Raw genomic sequence first — 22,375 nt, forward strand, 5'->3', positions numbered from 1 at the left:
GATGGCGTGGAAGTGAAGGTGGGCGGCATTCACAGTTCACTCATAGCCAAGTCACGGTGGGAACGAAGTTTCGGCGCCCAGAGTTGTAGCAGTTGGAAGCCGCTCGGAAGGAAAGCAATGTCCCATAAGGCCGTCCGCTACGTCACCAGGTCCACCGCCGCAGCCGCCGGAACCATCGCCACCGCCGCCTCGTCCGTGGCCGCCGCCGCCGTGGCCGCATCCATCATCCTCAGCCCCGTCGCCGATGCCTCAACCCGGCTGGAGGGAGTGCAGGCGGATCTTCAGCGGGCGGTGCAGCTCAACCAGATCACGGAGGAGCAAGCCCTGCGGTTCGAGGCAAAGCTGGCCGGCCGGATCCTCGGCGAAGCCTGATTTTGTGGGCCTTGCAGGCCCACAGGCCCCCGATTTTATTCTTCGGCAGAAGTTCTGTAAGGTTGTCTTGCCGCGGTGATGGAAACAAAGCCGCGGTGATCTTCTTTTGAAGTTCGGCAGATTACCCGAGCGGCCAAAGGGGGCTGACTGTAAATCAGCTGGCAACGCCTACGGGGGTTCGAATCCCTCATCTGCCACATTGGAAAAGACCTCCGGAACCTACTGGTTCCGGGGGTCTTTTTGTTTTTCCGGTTCTGGGATCGGGGCTGACGAGCGCCCGGGTACCGGGCTCCGAATAACTAGGGTTCCGCTTCGGTCGCCGGTCAGTTCAGCGCGATGACGATCATCTGGGTGGTGCCCGGAATGCACGTCTGCAGGACTGCCCGTGGGAACCCGCCGAACACCGCCGCGACGTCGTTGGTGGTGCCTGGGTTTGGCACCTGGCCGCGGGCCGAGACCGTGTAGGAGCCGTACCCCGGGATGTCGACGCGTTCACCGACGCTGATTCCTGAGAACCGCGCCCAGCCGCCGCAGAAGTCGTGCTCGGTGATGAAGAGCGAGTATCCGTCGGTGGGCGTGAAGTGGATGGGGCCGATGCAGCTGTCCACCATCGCCTGGCCGCCGGCGCCAGCCACGTAGATGGTCCTGACCGCCGGAGCCGGTGCCGGGGCGGGTGCCGGAGCCGGGGCGGGTGCTGGAGCCGGTCCGGCCGCGGGGGCCGGAACCGGTGCCGGTACGGCCACCGCGGGGCCGCTGAGCTTGAGCATCTGGCCAGGGAAAATGACGGAGCTGGGTGAAAGGCCGTTGGCTGCCAGCACACCGCCGGTACTGACATTGAAACGTGCCGCAATGGAACTGACCGAGTCGCCGGCAACCACCCGGTACGTGGTGGGCGTGGGCGCAGGGGCCGGCGCAACGTGGCGAACCGTTGCGGTTCTTGGTGCCGTTGCGGGTTTCGGTGCCGGCGCCTTGGCGGCGGCTGGTGCCTTGACCGCCGCCTTGACGGGTACTTTCGCGGGTGCCTTGGCAACTGGCGCCACGGCACGTGCCTTGGCAACCGGCGCCACAGCAGGTGCGGCGGCGGGAGCCGCGGCCGGCGTGCTGGTGGCAGGTGCCGCGGCCGCTGCCTCTGGTGCCGACGGAGTGGGGGCGGGCAACTGTTCGACGGCGGCCGGTTGGCCGACGGCGGCAGCCGGGCTCCCGGCGTCGGACGCCACCAGCGCGCCGACGCCCGCCGACGCCGCCAGCAGGGCAGCGGCCACCGCTGCCGAGATGAGCAGCACCCGGGCGCCCGGCCTGCCGGCCAGCGGTCCATGCCGTTCCGGGGCTGGCCTGACGAAGCTCGGGGGCCCCGACGGCAGGGGCTGCGGATGGTTTTCGGGGCCAGAGGTGATCTGGGGATCTGGCGTCTCCTGATGGTTCATGGCATGGCCCTTGCGTCGTGCGCAGGCGGGGTTCCCGGGTGCGCGGCGGACGGTGACGCGCAGACACAGGAGGTGCTGGGGCCACAGGGCGGAAGCACGGCATATGGGGCGCATAACCGCTATTCATGAATGACGCACGCCCGCGAACGTGCCGGCCCCAGCCTGATTCGAGTATGGAACCACCGCACAGGCACTGCACGAGTAGGGAATACCTGTTTTTCCGGGGGCGGGCACTTGTTTCCCGCAGGTTGTCCGCAGTATCGCCCGTTGCCCGTGCACCGTGGGCGCCCACGCATGCCCGGGGGCTGAACGGCACCGGCCGTCGTAGAATATTCCCGGTGACGCGGGAAGCGAACAAGCCGCCGGGCCGCGGGACTTACGGACATGGCTCGCGTACCGTTGAACCATGGCTACCGTTGACATCACAGGTGAACAGTTCGCATCGACCATCGAGGGCAACGACATTGTCCTGGTGGACTTCTGGGCTGAATGGTGTGGCCCGTGCCGCCAGTTCGCGCCCACGTACTCCGCGGTTTCGGAAAAGCACCCGGACGTCGTTTTCGCGAAAGTGGACACCGAAGCCGAGCAGCAGCTGGCAGCGGAGGCGGGCATTTCCTCGATCCCCACGCTGATGGCATTCCGCGAGAAAGTGCTGGTCTTCTCACAGCCGGGCGCGCTGGGTGCCCCGCAGCTCGAGCAGGTCATTGACGCCGTCAAGGCGCTCGACATGGAGGAAGTCCACGCCCACGTGGCCCGCTCCCAGGCCGAGGCAGCTGCGGCCGCGGGCAACAGCGCCGGCAAGAGCGCAGGCCCCCAGGACGGCTCGCAGATCCCCGACTTCTAAGCGGTCCTTAAACAGCAACGCGAGGTCACTTAGCGCCCAATAACCCTTCGGTATTGGGCGCTAAGAGACCCCGCGTTGTTTGTTGTGGGGACCTCTGAATGTGGAGGACTAGAAGCGTTCCACCTGGGCAGGTACGGCCAGGAGGGCGCTGAGGGATTCGTTCAGGTCCTGCAGGGCAATGCCCTTGGAGTGCGCGTCGAGGGCCTCTTCCGATTCCCACCGCTCGGTCAGAACCAGCTTCTCCTCCGTCGCCTCGGTGAGCTCGTAGCGGATGCAGCCAGGTTCGTTGACTACCTCGTCAATGGCGATTTCCAGGGCGAGCTTCACGCGGAAGAACTCGCCGTCGTTGGGGATGAACGTGGCCTGAAGGTCGATGGGTGCACTCATGGATTTCACAATACCGGCTTGATAGCGTGCCATTATGCGCGCTTACACCGCCGGGGACGCGGACGTCCCCCTGCTCGAGGAAACCATCGGTGAGAACTTTGAGCGCGTGGTGGCGCAGTTCCCCCTGCATGACGCGCTGATCGAGGCTGCCGCGGTGCCGGGCGCGGACGCCCGCCGCTGGAGCTACACCAAACTGAACGACGACGTGGACCGGCTAGCCCGGGCGCTCCTCGCCCTTGGCGTCGCGAAGGGGGAGCGGATCGGCATCTGGAGCCCGAACTGCGCGGAATGGACCATCCTGCAATACGCGACGGCGAAGATCGGGGCGGTCCTGGTCAACGTGAATCCTTCCTACCGCAGCCACGAGCTGGAGTTCGTGGTGAAGCAGAACGGCATGCGGATGCTGGTCACGGCGCCGTCGGACCGGAACAGCGACTACGTCGGGATGGCGCGCCAGGCGCTCGCCGGGTGCCCGGACCTCCGCGAGCTCGTGTTCCTGCCGGACTTCGAATTGGAAGGGCTCGACGCCGGCGTCCCCCTGGGTGAGCTGGAGCTCACGTACGCCGAGCTGCTCAAGCGGGCGGACGCCGTCGGGCATTCTGTGCTGAAGGCCCGCATGGCGGGCCTCGGTCCGCACGATCCGATCAACCTGCAGTACACGTCCGGAACCACGGGCTTCCCCAAGGGAGCCACGCTGACGCATCACAACATCCTCAACAACGGGTATTCCATCGGTGAGCTGCTGGGATACACCGAACATGACCGCGTGGTGATTCCGGTGCCGTTCTACCACTGCTTCGGGATGGTGATCGGCAACCTGAACGCGCTGAGCCACGGCGCCGCGACGATCATCCCGGGACGTGCGTTCACGCCGGCCGCCGCGCTGGAGGCCGTGCAGGATTTCGGCGGTACCTCCCTGTACGGGGTTCCCACCATGTTCATCGCCGAACTCGCGCTTCCCGACTTTGCCTCGTACGACCTCTCCACCCTCCGCACCGGGGTGATGGCGGGCTCGCTGTGCCCCATCGAGGTGATGAACCGCGTGATTTCCGAAATGAATATGAAGGACGTGGCCATCTGCTACGGCATGACCGAGACGTCGCCGGTGTCCACCATGACCCGCGATGGTGACACGCTCCAGCAGCGGACGGAAACCGTGGGGCGCACCATGCCGCGGCTGGAAAACAAGATCGTTGACCCGGCCGGGGAAGTTGTGGAGCGCGGCGAGATCGGTGAACTGTGCACACGGGGCTACGCCGTCATGCAGGGGTACTGGAACCAGCCGGACAAGACAGCGGAGGCCATCGACGCGGACGGCTGGATGCACACCGGCGACCTGGCGCGCATGGACGACGGCGGGTACGTGGTGATCGAGGGCCGGATGAAGGACATGGTGATCCGCGGCGGCGAGAACATCTACCCGCGCGAGATCGAGGAGTACCTCTATACGCATCCGTCTATCCAGGATGTGCAGGTGATCGGGGTGCCCGATGCCAGGTACGGCGAGGAGCTCATGGCCTGCATCATCCTCAAACCCGGGGCCGAACCGCTTGACGCGGCGGCGGTGGCCGAGTTCTGCCGCGGCAAGCTGGCGCACTACAAGGTTCCCCGCTACGTCGATGTCCGTGACAGCTTCCCCATGACGGTGTCCGGGAAGGTGCGCAAGGTGGAGATGCGCGAGGAAGCCGTCGCCCGGCTCGGCCTCTGAACCCACCTAAAGCAACGCGGGGTCAGGTATCGCCCTGTTGAGGGTCACTATTGGGCGATATCTGACCCCGCGTCGGTGGCTGCGGCATTGGGGCTGTGGATAACTCCCAAAGGCTCCGGCGGCCAGCCAGAATAGGTCCCATGGCCCGCCCAACGCCGCTCCCGGACACCCTGCATCAGCTGCCCTTTACCGTGTATGAATCACGGGCGCTCGGGGTGACGGAGAAACGGCTCCGCGCCAAAGACCTTGCCGACGGCGGCCGTCTCATCTATTTGCCGAAGGGACGGCTCCCCGACCTGCAGGCACGGGCCCGGGTGCTGGCAGCGGCAACCCCCGGAGCCTGGGTGTCGCATCAGACAGCCGCTGAGCTCACGCTGTTGGGGTTGCCGCCATGGATGGACGGGGAGACCGTCCACCTCAGCAAGCCGCACGAGCTGCCGAGGGTTCGCCGCGTCGGAGTAGTAGGCCACCGCGTTCGGGTGATCCCAGGCGAAATCGGGGAGTGCGACGGCATTCCCATCTCCTTGCCACCCCGGACCTGGCTGGATCTCGCCACCGCGTTACCCCTGAAGTACGTCGTAGCCATGGGGGATCAGCTGATCCGGATTCCGCGGCCTCAGTTCGAAGGCCGCACGGCGCCCTATGCCTACAAAGAGGGGCTGCGCCTGCTCATCCGGCAGCATCCCAACATGAAGGGCGTTGAGAAGGCAAGGCTGGCCTTGGACGAAATGCGAGTGGGCGCCGACTCCTACCCAGAAACTTTCCTCCGGATGGCGATGTTGGATGCGCACATGCCGGAGCCGGAACTGCAGGTTCGCCTCGACACCCAAGATCCCTGGTCGCCGACCGCCGACCTCGGGTACCGGCGTTTCCGGATCGCACTGCAGTACGACGGCGAGCATCACCTTTCGCGCGAACAGCAGTCCCGCGATAACCGGCGAGACGAAGCGTTCACCAGTGCGGGCTGGTCCTATTTCAAGGTGAACGCCGACGATATGGATGAGGGATTCCGAGGCGTGATCAGCCGGGTCAAAAGTGCGAAACGCCGCGCAGCCTAGGACAACGCGGGGTCAGATATCGCCCGGTGGAGGCAGTTCATTGGGCGCGAAGTGACCCCGCGTTGCAGTTAGGGGGTTCAGTGGCCTCGGTGGTCCTGGATGGTCATGCGCGGCCCGAACGTGGGTTTCCGGAAGCCGCTGAGTCCGAGCATGCGGACCACCCGCTGCCGGTGCCCTGTCCACGGTTCCAGCAGGGCCAGCATGCCGGCGTCGTCAGTCCGCCGTCCGGTCAGCGCCGCGCCGACATACGCGGCCAGGTGGTAATCACCCACCGCGATGGAGTCGGGGCAGCCGTGCGTCCGCTGCACCACCTCGGCGGCCGTCCATTCGCCGATACCCGGGATAGTCTGCATCTTGGCTGCTGCCTCCGCCGCCGGACGGGACGCCAGACGTTCAAGCGCGACGGCGGAGCGCAGGGCGCGCATGACAGTCGCCGAGCGCTGCGGGCCTACTCCCGCCTTGTGCCACTCCCAGGACGGAATGCGGAGCCACCCCTCGGCGGTGGGCCTGACCAGCAGTCCGGGAGGCGCAACCGTGCCGCTGCCGGGCGCGGCGGTTCCGTGCCGGTACATCAGGTAGCGGAAACCCCGCCGCGCCTCGATGACCGTGACCTTCTGCTCCAGAATGGTGGGCACGAGCGAGTCGACCATCCGCCCGGTAGACGGCAGACGGACGTCGGGGTTCCGGCGTCGGGCATCTCGCACCATGTGGGGGAGCGTCGCGGTGAATGAAGGCTCGTCAAACGCCGACCAGTCGTCACCGCCGCCGAGGAGCCGGGGAACGCCGGCGAGGGCAGCGCCGGAACCGGGACCCCAAGCCTGGGCATCGACGTAAGGCTCCAGGCCGGCGCCAGCAACGGTGAGACGCAGCGTCACCGGGCCATCCGGCGTCGTGAACGCCATCCACAGCCCGTCCGGCCGCGAGGAGAAGGAGGGATCACCGTTGCCGCGCATCAGGATGCCCAGGGTGCGGTGCAAGTCATACGGGCCGCCCGGATGCCACCTGAAGGACGCATCCGCCGCGGCTGCCAGCCGGGCGGGAACGTCAGCAATGGTCATGCAATCATCGTCCCACGCGGGACCGACAAACTTGCCGCCGGGGCCGCGGGGCGGGTTTTCCCGGGGCCCTTAACCAGGGGCGGTGCCAGGACTACAATCCCCACTGTGGCGCGGGTCCGCCGTGTCCCTTCCTTCAAGTTGCAGGAGATGGCAATGGGTGGCGTGGTGCATTTTGAAATCCCCGCGGACGACCAGGACCGGGCGAGAAACTTCTACAATCAGGCCCTCGGCTGGCGGATCGACCCCATGCCGGAGATGGACTACAACGTGGTGATCACCACCCCGATGGACGAAAAGACGGGCAGGCCCACCGAGCCGGGCGCCATCAACGGCGGCATGATGGCCCGGGAGGGTGAGCTGACCACGCCCGTCATCACGGTGGACGTAGAGGACATTGACGCGACGCTGCGCACGGTTGAGCAGCTGGGCGGGTCGGTGGTGAAGCCCAAGGAAACCATCCCGGGCATGGGCCACTACGCCTACTTCAAGGACACCGAAGGCAACATCCTGGGGCTCTGGGAAAACCTCCCCGCTGATGCCGGCGGTGCTTCCGGCTGACCTACTCCTCGCCGAAGCGGCCGCGGGCCTCCACCGGGATCAGCGGCTGCTGGGCGCGGATCCTGAGCTCCTGCACCGCCCAGGTGTTCCCGTCCGGGTCGCTAAAGCCGAAGAACGTTCCGCCGTCGCGCTCATCGAAAACCGTGATCTCGCTGGCCTCCACGCCGCGGCTGAGCAGCTCGTCGCGGGCCGCCCGGGCATCCGCCACCACCAGCTGCAGGCCCCGCATGGAGCCCGGCGCCATCTCGTTCTGCGACGGCAGGTCGCCGATCACGATCGAACACCCCGAACCGGGAGGCGTCAGCTGGACCACGTGCATGTGCTCGTTCTGCGTGTCGTGGTCCAGGTTGAAGCCGACCCTGTCCCGGTAGAACTCCACGGCCCGGCCGATGTCGCTCACGGGCAGCACAACCACTTCGAGGGTCCAGTCCACGGCACGGTTCCTTTCAACGGTACTGATGAACGGCACCCGGCCGCGGGTGCCGTAGCCAGCTTGCCCTGCCGGCACGGTCGTTGGCTAGGCATAGCGTGGACCCGCGCCGGTCCTGCAGCCCAAGACGGTAAGTTGGTACCCATGAAGTACGCCCAGTCTGTCCTGGACCTTATCGGCAACACCCCGCTCATCAAGCTGAACCACGTCACCGAGGGCGTCAAGGCCACCGTCCTCGTGAAGCTGGAATACGTGAACCCCGGCGGCTCCATCAAGGACCGCATCGCGGCGAAGATGGTCGAGGAAGCCGAGCGCGACGGCAAGCTCAAGCCAGGCGGCACCATCATCGAGCCCACCTCCGGGAACACCGGCGTCGGACTGGCTCTGGTGGCGCAGCAAAAAGGCTACAAGTGCATCTTCGTGGTCCCGGACAAGGTGGGCGAGGACAAGCGCGCGGTCCTGGCAGCCTACGGCGCAGAAGTGGTGGTGACGCCCACCGCCGTCGAGCCTGACAGCCCGCAGAGCTACTACGGCGTGTCCGACCGCCTGGTCACGGAAATCCCCGGCGCGTACAAGCCGGACCAGTTCTCCAACCCCGCGGCGCCGCTGAGCCATTACGAGACCACCGGCCCCGAGATCTGGCGGGACACCGACGGCAAGGTGACCCACTGCGTCATCGGCGCCGGCACCGGCGGCACCATCACCGGCACCGGCCGATACCTGAAGGAGGTGTCGGCAGACCGTCCGGAATCCGACGGCGGCCGGGTCAGGATCATCGGGGCCGATCCCGAAGGCTCTGTCTACTCAGGCGGCACCGGTCGCCCCTACTTCGTCGAGGGCGTCGGCGAGGACATGTGGCCCGGCAACTACGACAAGTCGGTCCCGGACGAGGTCCTCGCGGTCAGCGACGCCGACTCCTTCGAGATGACCCGGCGGCTGGCGCGCGAGGAGGGCCTGCTGGTGGGCGGTTCCTCCGGCATGGCCGTGGTGGCCGCCCTGCGCACCGCCCGGGACCTCCCCGAGGACGCGGTGGTGGTGGTGATCCTGCCCGACTCCGGCCGCGGCTACCTCGCCAAGATCTTCAACGACCAGTGGATGCGCTCCTACGGCTTCCTCTCCGGCGGCGAGGAGGCCTCCGTGGGCGAGGTCATCAAATCCAAGACGGGCGAACTTCCGGACCTGGTGCACATCCACCCCAACGAAACAGTCCGCGACGTCATCAACATCATGAACGAGTTCGGCGTCAGCCACATCCCGGTCCTCTCCGCGGAGCCGCCCGTGGTGATGGGCGAAGTCCTCGGGGCCGTGGATGAACGGACCCTGACCGCCAAGCTGTTCCGCGGCGAGGCCAAGCTGACGGACAAGATCGCCGAGCACATGGGGGAGAAGCTGCCGGTGATCGGCTCGCTCGAAACCATCTCCGCCGCCCGCGAGCTGCTCTCCGACGTCGACACCGTGATGGTGACATTCGTCGGCGCGCCCATAGGCATCCTGACCCGCCACGACCTCCTCGCCTACCTCAGCAACTGATCGAAGGAGCCCCATGTCTGTCTCTGAGAACCAAGGATTCAACACCCGCGCCGTGCACGCCGGCCAGGCCTTCGAGCCGCGCACCGGCGCCGTCGTCCCGCCCCTGCACTTCAGTTCGACATATGCCCAGGACGGCATCGGAAATCTGCGGGACGGCTACGAATACGGCCGCGGCGGCAATCCCACCCGAGACGCCCTGCAGGAACAGCTCGCGGCACTGGAGCGCGGCACGCACGCCTACTCCTTCAGCTCGGGACTCGCCGCCGAGGATTCCCTCATCCGCGCCCTGATGCGGCCCGGCGACCACATCGTGCTCGGCAACGACGCCTACGGCGGCACCTACCGGCTGATCAGCCGCGTGCTGGGGGAGTGGGGGATCGGCAACACCCCGGTGGACATGTCGGATCTCGACGCCGTTCAGGCCGCGGCTGCCGCCAACAAAACCCGCTTCGTCTGGGTGGAGACGCCGTCCAACCCGATGATGAAGATCACCGACATTGAGGCGCTCGCCCAGGTGGCGCACGACGCCGGGGCCCTCCTGATCGTCGACAACACCTTCGCGTCGCCCTACCTGCAGACCCCGCTGGACCTGGGTGCCGACGTCGTGGTTCATTCCACCACCAAGTACATCGGCGGCCACTCTGATGTGGTGGGCGGCGCGATCGTGGTCAAGGACGCTGAACTGGCCGAGAAGATTGGCTTTGTGCAGTTCGCCGTGGGTGCCGTGTCCGGCCCGATGGACGCGTTCCTCACCACGCGCGGACTCAAGACCCTGGGCGTGCGCATGGACCGGCACAGCGACAACGCCCAGGCCGTGGCCGAATGGCTCCTGGAACGGCCCGAGGTGGAAGCCGTCCTCTACCCGGGCCTGCCCTCGCACCCCGGCCACGAGCTGGCCAAGAAGCAGATGAAGAAGTTCGGCGGCATGATCTCCGTGCAGTTCAAGGGCGGTGAGGCCGCTGCCCGGAAGGTGGCCGAATCGACGTCGGTCTTCACCCTGGCGGAATCGCTCGGGGGCATCGAGTCGCTGATGAACTACCCGTCCGAGATGACCCACGCCTCCGTCAAGGGCACCGAGCTGGCTGTCCCCGTGAACCTCATCAGGCTCTCCTGCGGCATCGAGGACGTCGAGGACCTCATCGCCGACCTTGAGCAAGCCTTCACGCACATCCAGTGACGTCCTCCCCGCAGACGAAGGAAGGGGCCGGGACCCGGCAGGCGACCGACAGCCACGGTAAGGCGCGTCGGGTTGTCCTCGGCTGGCTGGCGACGGCGGGCGGTGCAGCCGCCGTCGTCCTCGCTTTGCTGTGGCTTTACGCCGGGTACGCCCCGGCCATGAACGACTTCGAGGTTTACTACTACGGCGGCACCAAGGTCCTCCAGACCGGCGAGGCCGGCATCAGCGAGCTGTACGCGCCCCGGGACGGCCTGCCGTTCACGTATCCGCCGTTCGCCGCACTGCTGTTCGCCGGCCTGGCCACCATGGGTCTCGGCCAAAGCGGGCAGCTCTTCATCTGGGCCGCCCTGGGCGGGGCCGCGGTGGTTTCCGCCTGGCTCTCCCGGCATTACTTCGGCCTGATCCGCTGGCGGGACGCCTTTGTGGACTGGCGGTTCCGGACTGTGGCCCTGGCCGGAACCGGGGCCATAGTGCTGCTGGGGCCGTGGCGTGACACCTTCGTGTTCGGGCAGATCAACATCATCCTGATGGGCCTGATCCTGACCGACTTCGCGCTGCACGGGAAATCGCGGGCGGGTGAGATCCGCTGGCCTGCGGGCCTCCTGATCGGCGTCGCTGCCGGCATCAAGCTGACGCCGCTGGCGTTTGGCCTGTATTTCCTGGTGCGCCGCGATTTCAAGGCCCTGGGTTGGATGGCGGCCGGCTTCCTCGGCTCCATCGCCGTGGCCTGGGCCGCACTGCCCCACGCCTCGGTGACGTTCTGGACCGAGATCCTGCCCAACACCGGGCGCATCGGTGACCCGGGGTACGTGGACAACCTGTCGCTGAAGGGGTTGCTGCTCCACGCCGGGCTGCCGGACTCGGGGTTCACCAGCCTGCTCTGGCTGGTGCTCGCCCTGGCCCTGGCCGGACTCACCGCCCTGGTGATCAGGTGGGCGGTGGCCGTGGAGGAAAACTTCGTGGCGGTGTCCGCGACCGCCGTGCTCATGCTCCTGGTCAGCCCCGTCTCGTGGTCCCACCACTGGGTGTGGATCGCGGTGGCACTGCCGTCCATGGCCTTCGCCATGCACCGTGTTCCCTCCAGGACCGGTCTGATGCGGCTGGCCGGCTGGATGGTGGTGGCGGCGTCGGCCGTGGCCTTCTACCTTGCGCCCAAGGACCTTGCGATGGCGGCCGGGGCCGAGGTGTGGGGCGTGAACCCGCGGGCGCAGTGGCCGCTCATGGTTTCGAGCCTGGGCGTGCTGTGCGGCGTGGCGCTCCTGGTCTACTGGGCCGCCGCGTACCGGCCCTCACGGGCAGGCATGGGCCGGTAACCCGAACCGCCATCTAGCTTTCTTCAAGAAAGTCAGCTAGGGTCGCAGCATGGCTCTCCGTTCCGACTGGTCCCGGCGCAACTGCAGCATGGCCCGCGGGCTGGACATTTTCGGCGACCCCTGGGGCATGCTGGTCCTCCGCGAGGTCTTCTTCGGCAACGGCCGCTTCGACGCGATGAAGACGCGCCTCCAGGTGGCTGACTCGGTCCTCACCCGGCGTCTCGCCTCCCTCGTGGAGTCCGGCCTGCTGGCAAAACAGCCCTACGACGACGGTGGCCGCACCCGCCAGGAGTACGTCCTGACCGCCAAAGGCGAGGACGCCCTGCCGGTGCTCAACGCCGTCGTGATCTGGTCCGAAAAGCACCTGCAGGCGCCGTCGGAGCAGGCCCACATGTACGTGGTCCACGCAACCTGCGGGCAGCGCACGGGGTCAGCGGACACCTGCACCGCGTGCGGGGAACGGCTCACCGCGGAGAACACCGGCTGGCACAGCCTGACCCGAAGTGAAGAGCCGCTCCCGCTGGCGACGGCACCCCAGCAACCCAACACACCCACCAACCGCGTACAAGGCGGCGGAAAAGAAGGAACAGCCGCATGACCACCCCCGAGGACCCCGGAGTTTTTGTCCAGATATCGCGCCCTGAAGGGCCATTAGAGGACGATATCTGGACAAAAACTCCAGAGGAGGGGCCGAAGAAGCGGCGCCGGCTGCATCCGGCATGGGCCGTTGCCGCGGTGGCGTTCCTGGCGCTGGTCGGGGCCGCCGGCTTCCGTGCCGCGCCCGGTGTGCTTATGGTGCCGCTGCAGCAGGAGTTCGGCTGGTCCACCACCGTGCTGTCGGCCGCGGTCAGCATCAACCTGGTGCTGTTCGGGCTCACGGCCCCCTTCGCCGCGGCCCTCATGGAACGGTTCGGCATCCGGGCCGTCACCGCCGTCGCCCTCGCACTGATCGGCGCCGGCAGCGCCCTGACCGTGCTGGTCAGCCAGTCCTGGCAGATCCTCCTCACCTGGGGCCTGCTGATCGGCCTGGGCACCGGTTCCATGGCGCTGGTGTTCGCGGCGACCATCGCCAACACCTGGTTCAGCAAAAGCCGGGGACTGGTGATCGGCATCCTGACTGCCGGCAGCGCCGCCGGGCAGCTGGTGTTCCTGCCGTTTATCGCGATGCTCGCCCAGGACCCGGGCTGGCGCCAGGCCTCGCTGCTCATCGCCGCCGGTGCCCTGGCCGTGGTTCCGCTGGTGCTGAAGTTCCTGAAAAATTCACCGGCCGACGTTGGGGCGTTGCCTTACGGGGCAGAGGAACCGTCCGGCGCCCCTTCAGGTGCGCCCGCCGCCCCCGAGGCGGCAGAGCCACGCCGCAACGCAGCCGTCCGGGCACTGCTGGTGCTGCGGAGCGCCAGCAGGAACCGCACGTTCTGGGCGCTCGCCGCCGGGTTCGCCATCTGCGGCGCCACGACAAACGGGCTGATCGGCACGCATTTCATCCCCTCCGCCCATGACCACGGCATGCCGGAAACGACCGCGGCCGGCCTGCTCGCCGTCGTCGGGATCTTCGACATCCTGGGCACCATCGCCTCCGGCTGGCTGACCGACCGGTTCAACCCCCGGATCCTGCTGGCCGTGTACTACCAGTTCCGGGGAATCGGGCTCCTGGTGCTTCCGCTGCTGCTGGGCTCCTCGGTCCAGCCCAGCATGATCGTGTTCGTGGTGATCTACGGCCTGGACTGGGTGGCCACGGTTCCGCCGACTGCCGCGATCTGCCGCCAGGTGTTCGGCGCCGACGGCAGCGTGGTGTTCGGCTGGGTGTTTGCCGCGCACCAACTTGGCGCCGCCGCGGCAGCCTTGGCGGCCGGAGCCATCCGGGACGCCACCGGCCACTACACCTACGCATGGTTCGGTGCCGCCGCGATGTGCAGCATCGCCGCCGTGATCAGCGCCACCATCCGCAAAGACGCCGGGCGACGGAAGCCCGCAGCGGTGGCCACGGCTTCAGTAGACTAGGCGGGGCGCCCGTGCGGCGCCGGCTCTTGCGGCAGAACGCGCTACGCGTCCCGGAGGCTCACACTGCCGGACTATTACTGGGGGACACTGAATGGCACTGCTTACTGCCCGAACAAAGAAAGACAGGCCAGGCAGCGCCGCAGGAGGGGCCGGCCAGGGGTTGGATCAGACCACCGAACTGCAGCTGCGCAGGCGCCGCCCCGCACTGGCCGCCGTCGAACTGGTGGTCCTTCTGGCCGTGCTCTCCGCCGCCGTCTTCGTCGCGTCCCGGCTGGACGCCTGGGGTGAGAAAGGCCTGGACTTCAGCGTCTATTGGTACGGCGGCAAGATCCTCAACGACGCCGGCCTGGCGCCGTCGGGCCTCTACCAGCCCACGGTGAACTGGGCCGGCGGGCCCGAACTGCCCTTCACCTACCCGCCGTTCGCGGCGCTGCTCTTCAGCCTGCTCGCGAAACTGCCGCAGGCCACCGCGCTGCTGCTGTTCAACGCTGCCGGCGTTGCTGTGGCCGTCTGGGTGGCGGCGCTCGGCGTCCGCTACTGGAACAGCAAGCCCAGCTGGCGCAGCACCTTCGCTTCGCTGACCTTCCGGTCGGCGCTCAACCGGCTCGGCGCCGTCGTGCTTTTTCTGGCCGTCCTGAATCTTGGGCCGTGGCGCGAAACCCTGGCCTTCGGCCAGATCAACATTCTCCTGCTGGGGCTGATGACGGCGGACCTGCTGGCCCGCAGCCCCCGCTGGCGGAATGGTCTGCCCGGCAGCGGTTTCCTGGTGGGTGTTGCCGCCGGGATCAAGCTGACACCCCTGGTCTTCGGCCTGTATTTTGTGGTGCGCAAGGACTGGCGCGGACTCCTGAACATGTGCGCCGGCTTCGCGTTCACCGTGCTGCTGGGCTGGCTGCTCCGCCCGGCCGAATCCCTCAGCTTCTGGCTGGAGATTCTTCCCGACACGTCCCGGATCGGGGGCGCCGGCTACGTGGACAACCTTTCCCTCAAGGGTGCGCTGCTCCATTTCGGAGTTCCGGCGGACGCAGTGAACGTGCCCTGGCTGGTCCTGAGCCTGCTCGTTGTGGGTCTGGGCGCCGCCCTCATCAGGGTGGCCAGCAGCCAGGGCGCGAGGGTGGTGGCTATTTCCGCCACGGCGCTCACCATGCTCCTGATCAGCCCGGTCTCGTGGTCGCACCACTGGGTCTGGATGGCCGCGGTGCTTCCGGCGTTCGCCTGGACGCTGCGCGAAACGGCTCAGCGGTACCGGCTGCAGCGCCGGGTGATGGGCGCCGTCCTGGGCGTGTCCACCTTTGTATTCCTGTTCTCGCCGAAGACCATCGGCACGGCCCTCGGCGCCGAAAACCTCAACCTTCAGACGCCGGTGCTGTGGATCATGGCATCCAGCGCCGGAGTTTTCTGCGCGCTGGCCATCATGGTGTGCTGGCTCGTGGTCCTTCGGCGCGATGCCGTGGTGGAGCTGGCGGAATGAGCACCGCACTGGTCACCGGCGCCGGGCGCCTCGCCGGAATCGGCGCGGGGGTGGCCCGCCGGTTGGCCGCCGACGGCTGGGACCTGGTGCTGACTTACTGGCAGGACTACGACGCCCGCATGCCCTGGGGAATCCAGCCGGACGACGTCGGCCGGCTCACCGCCGAACTGGAGGCCATCGGCTCCACGGTGGTGGCCCTGCCCGCCAACTTCCAGGACCCGGGCGCCGTCGACCGGCTGATGGCAGACGTGGCCGCGCAGGCGGGGACCCTGCACGGAATGGTCCTCAGCCACGCCGAATCCGTCGACTCGGGCGTCCTGGACACCACCCTCGAAAGCTTCGAGCGGCACTTCGCCGTGAACACTCGGGCCAGCTGGCAGCTGGTCCGCGCCTTCGCGCAGCAGGCAGCGGACGACGGCGGCGCGATCGTTGCGCTGACCAGCGACCACACGGCGTTCAACCTGCCGTACGGTGCGTCCAAAGGGGCGCTGGACCGGATCGTGACCGCCGCGGCGCGTGAACTTGGACCGCTGGGCATCAGCGCCAATGTGCTGAACCCCGGACCCGTGGACACCGGCTGGATGGACGGCCAGATCCGCGAAGAACTGGCCCGGCGCCAGCCCGGCGGCCGCCTGGGCACCCCCGCCGACGTGGCGGGAACCGTGGCGTTCCTGCTGTCCCCAGCGGGCCGCTGGGTGTCCGGGCAGCTGATTAAGGCCGACGGCGGGTTCTCGGCCTGACGCTTTCGGATCCCCTTCGAGGTAAGTGAGGGTGACGGACGCCGTCGGTCTCGGTGGCGGTGGGGGCGGGGCTGCAGAACGCTCGGCGCGCCATGGGGCGGGGTCGCGGGTCTGCTCAATCCGGATGCCGGGCGTTCAAAGGACTCGACTCTGGAGACCTCAGCCGTGGCAGCCGTACACTGTCGGTGAGGGGAGGCGGTCATGTTGGGCCTACTTCTCGAGACCAAGTTCCAGGTCCCCAGGCGGCGACCCGGTCTGGCGACGCGCGCGAGGTTGATCGAGCGCCTAAGCCGTGGAGCTGATTCCACGCTGACGCTCGTGTCAGCTCCGGCGGGGTTCGGTAAGACGACGCTGCTGACTGAGTGGCTGGCAATCGTTTCCGCTAACGGATGGTCGGCGGCGTGGCTCTCGCTCGAGAAGCGTGACAATGATTCAGCGCTGTTTTGGGCTTACTTCGTCACGGCGCTGAAGAGGGCGTCCAGCGGCGTTGGCGCCGCTGCGCTCTCGCTCCTGCAGTCGGCGCAGCCCCCCATCGAAGCGCTCCTTGCCACTCTTCTCAATGACCTCCACGCTGTCCCGAACGATGTCGTCCTGGTTCTCGATGACTATCACGTGATCGACGCGCCCGACGTGCAGGAGGGGATCGCTTACCTGGTGGAGCACCTGCCCCCGCAGGTGCACCTGGTCATCGCCAGCCGAGCCGACCCGGTGCTGCCGCTGGCGCGGTTACGGGCTCGGGGCGAGCTCTTCGAGATCCGCGCCGCCGATCTGCGATTTACCGCAGACGAGGCGGAGGCCTACCTTAACGGCTCCATGGGCTTGGAGCTGACGGGCCGGGATGTAGCAGCGCTGGAAGATCGCACCGAAGGGTGGATCGTGGCACTCCAGCTCGCTGCGCTTTCGATGCAGGGCCGCGAGGACGTTGCCGCATTCATCGCAGGCTTTGCCGGGGACGACCGATACATAGTCGACTACTTGGCCGAGGAGGTCCTGCAGCGCCAGCCAGAGGATGTTCAACATTTCCTGTTCCGAACCTCCATCCTGGATCGGCTCAGCGGCCCTCTGTGCGATGCCGTCACAGGACAGGACAACGGCAAGCTCAGGCTGGCGGCGTTGGAGCGGGCGAACCTGTTTCTGGTTCCCCTGGATGACCGCCGTCACTGGTATCGCTATCACCAGCTTTTTGCGGATGTTCTGCAGGCGCGCCTGGTGGAGGAGCGCGGCGACGAGCTCCCGGGTCTGCATCGGCGGGCGAGCATTTGGTACGAACAGAACGGTGAGGCGTTCGATGCCATCCGCCATGCCTTGGCTGGGGAGGATTTCGAACGGGCGGCGGACCTTATCGAGCTGGCGGTTCCGGACATTCGGCGGAACAGGCAGGAGGCCCTGCTGCGCGGCTGGCTGAAGGTGCTCCCGTACGATGTGGTCCGTGTCAGGCCGGTGCTGGGTGTGGGACTGGTCGGCGCGCTGGTGGTGTGTGGCGATGTCGAGGGAGTCGAAGCCCGGCTGCGGGACGTCGAACGGTGGCTGGATCCGCCGACGGGTGTGGGCAAAGAAATTCAAGGCCGGGCAACGGAAATGGTCGTAGCCGACGACGAGGAATTTCGCCGCCTTCCCGCGACGATTGAAGTATACCGGGCCGCGCTGGCCCTTGGCCGGGGCGATGGACCCGGGACGGTGAGCCACGCCCAGCGTGCGCTTGATCTTGCACCTGAGGACGACCATGTCGGCCGCGCCGCCGCCTCCGGATTGCTGGGACTCGCCTACTGGGGGCGTGGGCAGCTCGAGGCAGCCCATCGGGGCTATGACGAATGCATGGCTGGCCTGCACCGCGCAGGGCACCTCGCGGACACCTTGGGATGCGCGATCGCCCTGGCGGACATACGGCTGGCGCAAGGGCGTCTCACCGATGCCATGGACACCTACGAACAGGCTTTGAGGGGTGCTTCTGGACGGCGCGGATCGGTTGTGCGGGGGGAATCGGACATGTATGTGGGGATGAGCGGCGTCTGTCGGGAGCGCGGCGACCAGCAGGAAGCAATCCGACTCTTGGCGCACAGCCAGGAGTTGGGTCCCCTAGGCGGGCTGCCTCAAAACCTGTATCGCTGGCGGGTCGCCATGGCGCGGATCCTTGAGGGGGAGGGTGACTTGGCCGGTGCGCTCGACCTCCTGGCTGAGGCGGAGCGACTCTACGTAGGCGATTACTTCCCGAATGTACGTCCGGTGCCGGCTTTGAGGGCCCGGATCCAGGTCGCGCAAGGGCGGTTGGGTGAAGCACTCGGCTGGGTGCGGGAGCGAGGCCTGTCGGTGGACGATGACCTCAGTTACCTTCGGGAGTTCGAGCACATCACCCTTGCCAGGGTGCTCCTGGCCCGGTATGCGAAAGAGGGCTCAGCGCCCTCGCTCCAGGAGGCCATCCGGCTGCTGGGGCGCCTGCTGCGGGCGGCAGACGATGGCGGGCGAACGGGAAGCGTCATCGAGATTCTCGTGCTTCAGGCGCTAGCCGACCAGACGCGGGGCGACATCCCTGCCTCGCTTGCATCCCTGCGTCGAGCAGTAGCGTTGTCGGAGCCGGAGGGCTACGTTCGCATTTTCGCCGACGAGGGCGCCCCGATGGTTTCACTGCTGCGAGCGGCTGTGAATCAACGGATAGCCCCGGGTTACCTGCGCCGCCTCATGACGTTCATGAACAACGCCGAAGTCACCGCGCCTGTCAGTGGGGGACTGATCGAGCCGCTGAGTAAACGTGAACTGGACGTTCTCCAACTGCTCGGAACGGACCTCGACGGCCCAGACATTGCCCGCGCGCTCGTGGTGTCCCTGAACACGGTGCGCACTCACACCAGACACATCTACGCCAAGCTCGGCGTGAACGACCGTCGGGGTGCGGTCCGTCAGGGCAAGGAACTCGATCTGTTCTCCCGAGACAGCGACCGGTAGCCCAGGCTGACGACGCCGACAGCCGGGAAACGCCGCTAAGGCCCATGACTAAATCACCACCCTAATCACCACATGTGGTGAGGTGCGGTCCTTAGATCTCCTTCTATTGTTCGATCAGGACAACGAACGGACGCGCCGCCGGCCGAGGTTCATTGGCCGGATAAAGCGAGAGGAGGGCCCGTGCGTGACAGGCCGATCAGACAGCACCGCGACTCCGGATGGTACGAGGTCCGGATCGAAGGCCACCTGGATTCCCGGTGGGCTGCCTGGTTCGACGCACTGAGCCTGACGAAGGAGAGCGACGGCACCACAGTCTTCCGGACTCAGGTGGCAGACCAGGCCGCCCTGTATGGCCTGCTCCAGAAAGTGCGCGATATCGGCCTGCCCCTGCTGTCTGTGGCTCAGGTTGAAGCCGGCAAGCCTGGACCAACCACAAAGCCCCAAAGTTAGTCTTCCACCAGCAGCCCACGAAGGGGAACGACATCATGACCAGCATCCAACCAGAAGCCGCAACGAAACGAGTGCCGATGGACTCGCTACGGAAGACCGCGCTGGCCGCGGGCGTGCTCTACCTGATCACCTTCGTCTCAATCCCGACACTCACCCTCTACGGGCCGGTGCGAACGGACTCCAACTACATCACCGGCCCCGGGCCGGACACGGCCACGCTCTGGGGCGGTGCCCTGGAAATGATCGTAGCCCTTGCCTGCATCGGGACCGCGGTCTCACTGTACCCGGTCGTTAAGAAACAAAACGAAGCGGTCGCGCTCGGCTTCGTCGGCGCCCGAGTCCTCGAAGCCGCTGCCATTGTCACCGGCGTCGTTTGCCTTCTATCCGTAGTGACCCTGCGGCAGGCCGGAGCCGGAGCAGACGCTTTGCCCACAGGCCAGGCGCTGGCTGCGATGTATGGCTGGACGTTCCTCCTCGGACAAACCCTCATGCCGGCCATGAACGCCCTGCTTCTGGGCTCCCTCCTGTACAGGTCCCGACTGGTGCCCCGGGTTCTTCCGCTGCTGGGACTCGTCGGTGCCCCGTTGCTCCTCGCTTCCACGGCTGCAACTTATTTCGGCATCAACAGCACGCTCTCCGTATGGTCGGTGATCGCGACGGCCCCGATCGCGCTTTGGGAGTTTTCGCTGGGCGTTTGGCTGGTCGCCAAGGGCTTCAGCCCCAGTCCCATCACGAAAGGCATGACGGCTGCCGTCTCAGCACCCACCCCTAGAGACGTCCCCGCCTGATCACCGAAACACCGGCATCCTGAACTCCGCCAGCCCATCAAAAAACCGACCCCCTGTACCCTCCCGAAAGATGAACGCCATGCTCACGCTCGCCAGCCCATCCCTGGAAGAACATTCCCCTACCTTGTTTTCGGCCCGCCTCGCAGCAGTTACCGGCCTGGCCGCAGCCGCCGTCTTGTTCGTCAATGCGGCTAAACGTGCCGAACTGATACCGGTCAGCTCTGCGACGCAGCTTGCTGCGCCCCTGGCACAGGCATTCGCGATCATCCTGGTTGTCGGCCTCGCCCGGGTTGCCCTGCGCCGATCATCAAAGTTTTCCTCGGCCGCCCTCGCGCTGAACGTCGTGGGCCTCAGCGCCGCGACCGGCGCGGAATGGGTGATCAACCTGGTGTTTGTCCGACTCGATCCGTCCCAGATCGCTGCGTTGCGGGGTGGGCCGCTCGGAACAGCCCTTGTGGCAGGTTCGATAATCTTCCTGGTCGGATCGATCCTGTATTGCCTGGCGCTGCTGCGGGACGGCAACGCACCCCGGATCCCAACAATCGCCTACGCCATCGCTGCCGTTCCAATCGCGCTGCGCAACCTCGTCCCGGAGCTCGCACTCGATGCAGCCCTCGCACTACTGGGCGCCTCAGTCATCTGGCTCGCCCTCTGGATGCTCAAGAGCCGCCCAGCAGAAGTATCTTCCTGGCCGTTGCCAAACGGTTCTTAGCCGCATGCGGTGTCACCGCAGGAGAGGAATCCAATTCGTTCCCCACGGCGAGCACCAGCAGCGGGTAGCCGCCGTCGCCGGACCCCTGCGTCGCACCGCCGTGCCGACCGCAGCCCGCTTTCTCTCGCGGTTCGTGTCTGACGGGTTTGTCATGTTCCCTACTCTGGACCGCAGTTTGGGCGGGGGCAAGGCTCAGCGGAACGCCGGGAGCCCAGTGATGTGCTGGCCGAGGATCAGGGTATGCACCTCGTCCGTTCCTTCGTAGGTGCGCACCGACTCGAGGTTGGCGGCGTGCCGCAGAGGCGAATAGTCAAGCGTGATGCCGTTGCCGCCCAGGATGGTCCGGGCTTCCCGCGCCACCTTGATGGCCTCGCGGACGTTGTTCAGCTTGGCCAGCGAGATCTGTTCGGGGCGGAGCCGCCCGGAGTCCTTGAGCCGTCCCAGGTGCAGGGCGAGCATGGTGCCCTTCTGCACCTCGAGGAGCATGTTCACGAGCTTCTCCTGCGTCAGCTGGTACCCGGCCAGCGGCTTGCCGAACTGCAGGCGCTCCATGGAATACCGCAGCGCCGCCTCATAGGAGTCGCGGGCAGCGCCCATGGCACCCCAGGCGATGCCGTACCGTGCTTCGTTGAGGCAGCTAAACGGGCCGCTCAGTCCCCGGGCGCCCGGCAGCAGCGCCTCCGGACCCAGCCGGACGCCGTCGAACGTCACATCGCATTGGATCGACGCGCGCATGGACAGTTTCCGCCCGATCGGCGTGGCCGTGACACCCGCCGTGCCGGCTGGCACGAGGAAGCCGTGGACGCCGTCGTCGGTCCTCGCCCAGACCACCAGGACGTCGGCAACGGAGGCGAGCCCGATCCAGCGCTTGGCGCCGTCCAAAATCCATCCCGCGTCCTCGCCGGCGCCGTCCCGCCGCGCTGTGGTGGTCATCGACGACGGGTCGGAGCCCGCCGTCGGCTCGGTCAGTGCGAAACAGCCGATCACCTCGCCGGCGGCCATCCGGGGGAGCCACTCCTGCTTCTGGTCCTCGGATCCCCATTTGTGGATGGCCGTCATCGCCAGCGACCCCTGGACCGAGACGAACGTACGGATTCCGGAATCGCCGGCCTCCAGTTCCATGGCGGCCAGGCCGTACTCGACGGCGGACCGGCCGGGACAGCCGTAGCCCTCCAGGTGCATGCCCAGGACGCCCAGCTCGCCCAGTTGCGCGGGCAGGTGCAGGGGGAAGACACCCTGCTCGTACCAGTCCGCGATGTCGGGGCGGATCTGCTGGTCGGTGAAGTCCCGGATTCGCTGCCGCAGCGCCAGCTCATCGGGGGTCAGCAGGGAGTCCAGCGCCAGGACATCCGAAGGGTCCGGGAGCCCGTACTCGGCCGAAGCTTCCGCAGGATCAAGGGCGTCATTGCTCATT

The 22,375-nt window shown here is 66.9% G+C and carries 21 protein-coding genes and 1 tRNA gene; 17 read left to right on the forward strand and 5 right to left on the reverse strand.

The window, feature by feature from the left end; all coding sequences use genetic code 11:
* Nucleotides 1-117: 117 nt before the first annotated feature.
* Both CXZ05_RS17920 and CXZ05_RS17925 read left to right on the forward strand, forming a co-directional pair.
* Nucleotides 118-372 (forward strand): hypothetical protein, encoded by a 255-nt coding sequence (locus tag CXZ05_RS17920; protein ID WP_102973875.1) that lies wholly within the window; start codon nt 118-120, stop codon nt 370-372.
* A gap of 115 nt (nt 373-487) precedes the next feature.
* Nucleotides 488-569 (forward strand) — tRNA-Tyr (locus tag CXZ05_RS17925).
* A 126-nt stretch (nt 570-695) separates the two neighbouring features.
* On the opposite strand, the gene CXZ05_RS17930 is transcribed toward CXZ05_RS17925, so the two are convergent.
* Entirely contained in the window at nt 696-1,796 is a 1,101-nt protein-coding gene (locus CXZ05_RS17930; RefSeq protein WP_102973876.1) for a LysM domain-containing protein, read from the reverse strand.
* Nucleotides 1,797-2,202: 406 nt separating this feature from the next.
* On the opposite strand from CXZ05_RS17930, the gene CXZ05_RS17935 reads away from it, so the two are divergent.
* Nucleotides 2,203-2,640 (forward strand): co-chaperone YbbN, encoded by a 438-nt coding sequence (locus tag CXZ05_RS17935; RefSeq protein ID WP_102973877.1) that lies wholly within the window; start codon nt 2,203-2,205, stop codon nt 2,638-2,640.
* A 108-nt stretch (nt 2,641-2,748) separates the two neighbouring features.
* On the opposite strand, the gene CXZ05_RS17940 is transcribed toward CXZ05_RS17935, so the two are convergent.
* A complete protein-coding gene (locus CXZ05_RS17940) occupies nt 2,749-3,027 on the reverse strand; it encodes a putative quinol monooxygenase (protein ID WP_102973878.1) in 279 nt (92 codons plus the stop codon).
* A 34-nt stretch (nt 3,028-3,061) separates the two neighbouring features.
* Here CXZ05_RS17940 and CXZ05_RS17945 point away from each other — a divergent pair, with 34 nt between their 5' ends.
* On the forward strand, nt 3,062-4,735 hold the full coding sequence (locus tag CXZ05_RS17945; protein WP_102973879.1) for an AMP-binding protein: 1,674 nt from the start codon (nt 3,062-3,064) through the stop codon (nt 4,733-4,735).
* Nucleotides 4,736-4,875: 140 nt separating this feature from the next.
* Nucleotides 4,876-5,793, forward strand: a complete 918-nt coding sequence (locus tag CXZ05_RS17950) for a hypothetical protein (protein WP_102973880.1) — start codon at nt 4,876-4,878, stop codon at nt 5,791-5,793.
* Between the two features lie 77 nt (nt 5,794-5,870).
* Here CXZ05_RS17950 and CXZ05_RS17955 read toward each other — a convergent pair whose 3' ends face one another.
* Nucleotides 5,871-6,851, reverse strand: coding sequence for a DNA-3-methyladenine glycosylase (locus CXZ05_RS17955; protein WP_102973881.1), 981 nt, complete (start codon nt 6,849-6,851; stop codon nt 5,871-5,873).
* A 153-nt stretch (nt 6,852-7,004) separates the two neighbouring features.
* Here CXZ05_RS17955 and CXZ05_RS17960 point away from each other — a divergent pair, with 153 nt between their 5' ends.
* On the forward strand, nt 7,005-7,409 hold the full coding sequence (locus tag CXZ05_RS17960) for a VOC family protein (protein ID WP_102973882.1): 405 nt from the start codon (nt 7,005-7,007) through the stop codon (nt 7,407-7,409).
* A 1-nt stretch (nt 7,410) separates the two neighbouring features.
* Here the strand turns inward: CXZ05_RS17960 and CXZ05_RS17965 are convergent, their stop codons facing one another.
* On the reverse strand, nt 7,411-7,917 hold the full coding sequence (locus CXZ05_RS17965) for a VOC family protein (protein WP_308411010.1): 507 nt from the start codon (nt 7,915-7,917) through the stop codon (nt 7,411-7,413).
* Nucleotides 7,918-7,983: 66 nt separating this feature from the next.
* Between CXZ05_RS17965 and CXZ05_RS17970 the strand changes: the two genes are divergently transcribed.
* The 11 genes from CXZ05_RS17970 (at nt 7,984) to CXZ05_RS18020 (ending at nt 20,961) form a co-directional block, all read left to right on the forward strand.
* Nucleotides 7,984-9,369, forward strand: a complete 1,386-nt coding sequence (locus tag CXZ05_RS17970; protein ID WP_102973883.1) for a cystathionine beta-synthase — start codon at nt 7,984-7,986, stop codon at nt 9,367-9,369.
* Nucleotides 9,370-9,382: 13 nt separating this feature from the next.
* On the forward strand, nt 9,383-10,546 hold the full coding sequence (locus tag CXZ05_RS17975) for a cystathionine gamma-synthase (protein WP_102973884.1): 1,164 nt from the start codon (nt 9,383-9,385) through the stop codon (nt 10,544-10,546).
* Nucleotides 10,543-11,859: a glycosyltransferase 87 family protein gene (locus tag CXZ05_RS17980; RefSeq protein ID WP_102973885.1), complete on the forward strand. Its 1,317-nt coding sequence runs from the start codon at nt 10,543-10,545 to the stop codon at nt 11,857-11,859. Before CXZ05_RS17975 ends, CXZ05_RS17980 begins: the two co-directional genes overlap by 4 nt.
* 49 nt (nt 11,860-11,908) lie before the next feature.
* Nucleotides 11,909-12,457 carry a helix-turn-helix domain-containing protein gene (locus tag CXZ05_RS17985; protein ID WP_102973886.1) on the forward strand — a complete coding sequence of 183 codons (549 nt, stop codon included), beginning with the start codon at nt 11,909-11,911 and terminating at the stop codon, nt 12,455-12,457.
* Nucleotides 12,454-13,860 (forward strand): MFS transporter, encoded by a 1,407-nt coding sequence (locus tag CXZ05_RS17990; RefSeq protein WP_258006633.1) that lies wholly within the window; start codon nt 12,454-12,456, stop codon nt 13,858-13,860. The genes CXZ05_RS17985 and CXZ05_RS17990 overlap by 4 nt, the downstream gene beginning before the upstream one ends.
* Before the next feature lie 160 nt (nt 13,861-14,020).
* Nucleotides 14,021-15,331, forward strand: coding sequence for a glycosyltransferase 87 family protein (locus CXZ05_RS17995; RefSeq protein WP_258006634.1), 1,311 nt, complete (start codon nt 14,021-14,023; stop codon nt 15,329-15,331).
* Nucleotides 15,328-16,071 carry an SDR family oxidoreductase gene (locus tag CXZ05_RS18000; RefSeq protein ID WP_102973887.1) on the forward strand — a complete coding sequence of 248 codons (744 nt, stop codon included), beginning with the start codon at nt 15,328-15,330 and terminating at the stop codon, nt 16,069-16,071. The genes CXZ05_RS17995 and CXZ05_RS18000 overlap by 4 nt, the downstream gene beginning before the upstream one ends.
* 201 nt (nt 16,072-16,272) lie before the next feature.
* Nucleotides 16,273-19,011 carry a LuxR C-terminal-related transcriptional regulator gene (locus CXZ05_RS18005; protein ID WP_102973888.1) on the forward strand — a complete coding sequence of 913 codons (2,739 nt, stop codon included), beginning with the start codon at nt 16,273-16,275 and terminating at the stop codon, nt 19,009-19,011.
* 180 nt (nt 19,012-19,191) lie between these two features.
* Nucleotides 19,192-19,461 (forward strand): hypothetical protein, encoded by a 270-nt coding sequence (locus tag CXZ05_RS18010; protein ID WP_258006635.1) that lies wholly within the window; start codon nt 19,192-19,194, stop codon nt 19,459-19,461.
* 35 nt (nt 19,462-19,496) lie between these two features.
* Nucleotides 19,497-20,249, forward strand: a complete 753-nt coding sequence (locus tag CXZ05_RS18015) for a DUF4386 domain-containing protein (RefSeq protein ID WP_219726561.1) — start codon at nt 19,497-19,499, stop codon at nt 20,247-20,249.
* A 70-nt stretch (nt 20,250-20,319) separates the two neighbouring features.
* Nucleotides 20,320-20,961, forward strand: coding sequence for a hypothetical protein (locus tag CXZ05_RS18020; RefSeq protein ID WP_102973890.1), 642 nt, complete (start codon nt 20,320-20,322; stop codon nt 20,959-20,961).
* 192 nt (nt 20,962-21,153) lie between these two features.
* Here the strand turns inward: CXZ05_RS18020 and CXZ05_RS18025 are convergent, their stop codons facing one another.
* Complete coding sequence (locus CXZ05_RS18025) at nt 21,154-22,374, reverse strand: acyl-CoA dehydrogenase family protein (RefSeq protein WP_102973891.1); 1,221 nt, start codon at nt 22,372-22,374, stop codon at nt 21,154-21,156.
* Nucleotide 22,375: the final 1 nt, after the last annotated feature.

The organism is Arthrobacter sp. AFG20 (assembly GCF_002892795.1).
GTDB lineage: Bacteria > Actinomycetota > Actinomycetes > Actinomycetales > Micrococcaceae > Arthrobacter.